At 53.8% G+C, this 2,237-nt stretch carries 2 protein-coding genes and 1 pseudogene; all 3 read right to left on the minus strand.

Going from position 1 to position 2,237, the window contains the following annotated elements; genetic code table 11:
- Positions 1–992, minus strand: a 992-nt coding sequence (locus tag JHD59_RS21835; RefSeq protein WP_233164460.1) for a hypothetical protein, incomplete at its 3' end; no start/stop codon positions are given.
- A gap of 21 nt (positions 993–1,013) precedes the next feature.
- A pseudogene (locus tag JHD59_RS23380) lies at positions 1,014–1,136 on the minus strand (ESPR-type extended signal peptide-containing protein); the annotation flags it as partial.
- A 21-nt stretch (positions 1,137–1,157) separates the two neighbouring features.
- Complete coding sequence (locus tag JHD59_RS21840) at positions 1,158–2,141, minus strand: hypothetical protein (RefSeq protein WP_233164461.1); 984 nt, start codon at positions 2,139–2,141, stop codon at positions 1,158–1,160.
- Positions 2,142–2,237: the final 96 nt, after the last annotated feature.

Consider the following 2,237-nt stretch of genomic DNA (forward strand, 5'->3'; position numbering starts at 1 on the left):
AGCACCTTGCCGGCATCCGCCGCCACGATGGTGTGCGCCGGCACGACGCCCGACTGGGCAATCACTTCACCCTTGGCCGCATCGGTCTTGCCCTTCTCGCCCCAGGCAAAGGTGGACTTGTCGGTACTGTTGCCGCCGTTGGCGTCAAACTGGTAAGCGCCGGTCAGATCCTTGCCCACTTCGAGCGGACCCTTGACCTTCAACGCCTTCACCACCGGCTTGGCATTCGTATCGATCGGCTTGCCGTTGTCGCCGCCCTCGGTTTCGTTGCCATCCCCCACCGACATATCGGTAGCAAGCTTCAACGTATTACCCGTTCTACCCGCACCGTTCTTGGCTTGCACGCCGACTTCCAGCACCTTGCCAGCATCGGCTGCATCAATCTTGTGCGCAGGTACTTGACCAGACGTAGACACTGTCGCACCCAGCTCCGGCGTAGTTTGACCCTTCTCGCCCCAAGCGAAGGTGGATTGGTCAGTCGCATTGCCACCATTGGCATTGAACTGGTAAGTAGCGCTCAACTCTTGGCCCAGTTCCAAATGGCCCTTCATCTTCAAGTTCATGACTTCCGGTGGAGCACCGCCGGTAACGCCGTTTTCAGATAATGTACGAGTATCAATGGTTAGCGTATTACCCACCATTTCAGGGCTTCGAGCTTGCACCGACAACTCAAGCGTTTTACCAACATCAGCCTCAGTCAGCAGTCGGCCTGGCACTTGACCGCTCTTTTCCACCATCAAACCTTCGCTCGCAACTTGACCGGCCGTACCGCTATAGCCATAGAGATAACGAGATTGGTCAATGAAGTTGTTCAAGTGCGTCTGATCGGTAAACTGATAGACGGCGCTCAGCGTTTGCCCCACCTCGAGCGGAATCTTCACCCACTCCAGCTGCGCAACGCTGACACCTTCTTTTTGCACCTTCACGTTACGCACCACATGGTCAGCATGTGCTTGCGAAGGCATAAATGCTTGCACCACCAGCGAGCTCATAACCGCCATACGAACCAATAGCGTACGCGCCCGCGAACCGCCACGCGCAACCCGACACCGAGAAGGAACTCGAGAGCTGAGCTCGGAAGTAACCACCCAACCAGACGTTACATCCGACCACTTCAATTGATATATTTTGTTCATTTTCTTAATGCCCTGTATCGATTACTTACTAGCAGTGTCAAAGGTAACGAGCCAAACTGCGCGGTTTGCATCACTCACGCGTACGGAATACTGATCCAGCCCCTGCGGCTTCGGAAGAGAGGAAACATTCACAACCAGAACATTTCCTTCCATTTTGTAGACGCTATCACTGAAAATTGCCGCATTTCTCTGGCTATCCATGATATGCCCCTGCCCCTCGCCAACAGGGATGCGCAGATTGCCGTTAGCATCAATTTCACTACCTGGCGGCAGGCTAGACTTCTCAACCACCACCTGCTGAAGCCCTGTGGGATCAACCTTCGCCAAGAAGGTAGAAGGCAGTTGCACCGGACGATCCATTGCCGTGCGCAGCAACTCACTGCTATTGCGCCCCGGACGAGCTCGTAAGGAAGAGGCCAGCGACACACCACTCTTATGGGTTTTATGCCCCAGCATTGCCAGCACATCAAAGTTGACACCCACACCCCAGCGTCCCGAAGTCTTCTCAACCCCATTTGCATTGAAAGCCACCAGAGAAAAGGTCGGCCGCTTCCACTCAACATCTACACGCTTTTCCGCAACGCCTGTCTTGCCACCGATACTAAATTCATTCTTTTCATCAACAGCAAAAGACAATTTCAAATCAACGTAGGGCTTATGAGAAACCTCTTCGCTACCATCACTGAAAGGGAAACGCATCTTTTCCATACCAAATGCGCCTTTCAGCACTACATTTTCAGAGGCCGCATACTGAACCTCCAGCGCACCACCAACAAGCGAACCAGCCGAAATCAAACGGCTATCCCTTGTCAATATCCATGCATCACTAGTTTCATCAACATAACTAACGGCACTAAACTGACTATGATTTTTTGCCTTAGCCCCCCAGACAGCAAACCCCATTGATTGAACGCCTAAGTCAGATTCAGAGGGATTAAACCAACCCACGCTGCCGTAATACCCAAGCTGGGACAAACGAGCGGTCTCGCGCTGTCTCTTATACACATCTCCGAGCCCACGAGACTCCGCCAATTATCGCGTATGCCGTCTTCTGCTTGAAAAAGGGGGGGGGGGGGGGGGGGGGGGGGGGGGGGGGGGGGG

It is taken from the genome of Chromobacterium sp. ASV23 (genome assembly GCF_016428945.1).
Taxonomy (GTDB): Bacteria; Pseudomonadota; Gammaproteobacteria; order Burkholderiales; family Chromobacteriaceae; genus Chromobacterium; species Chromobacterium sinusclupearum.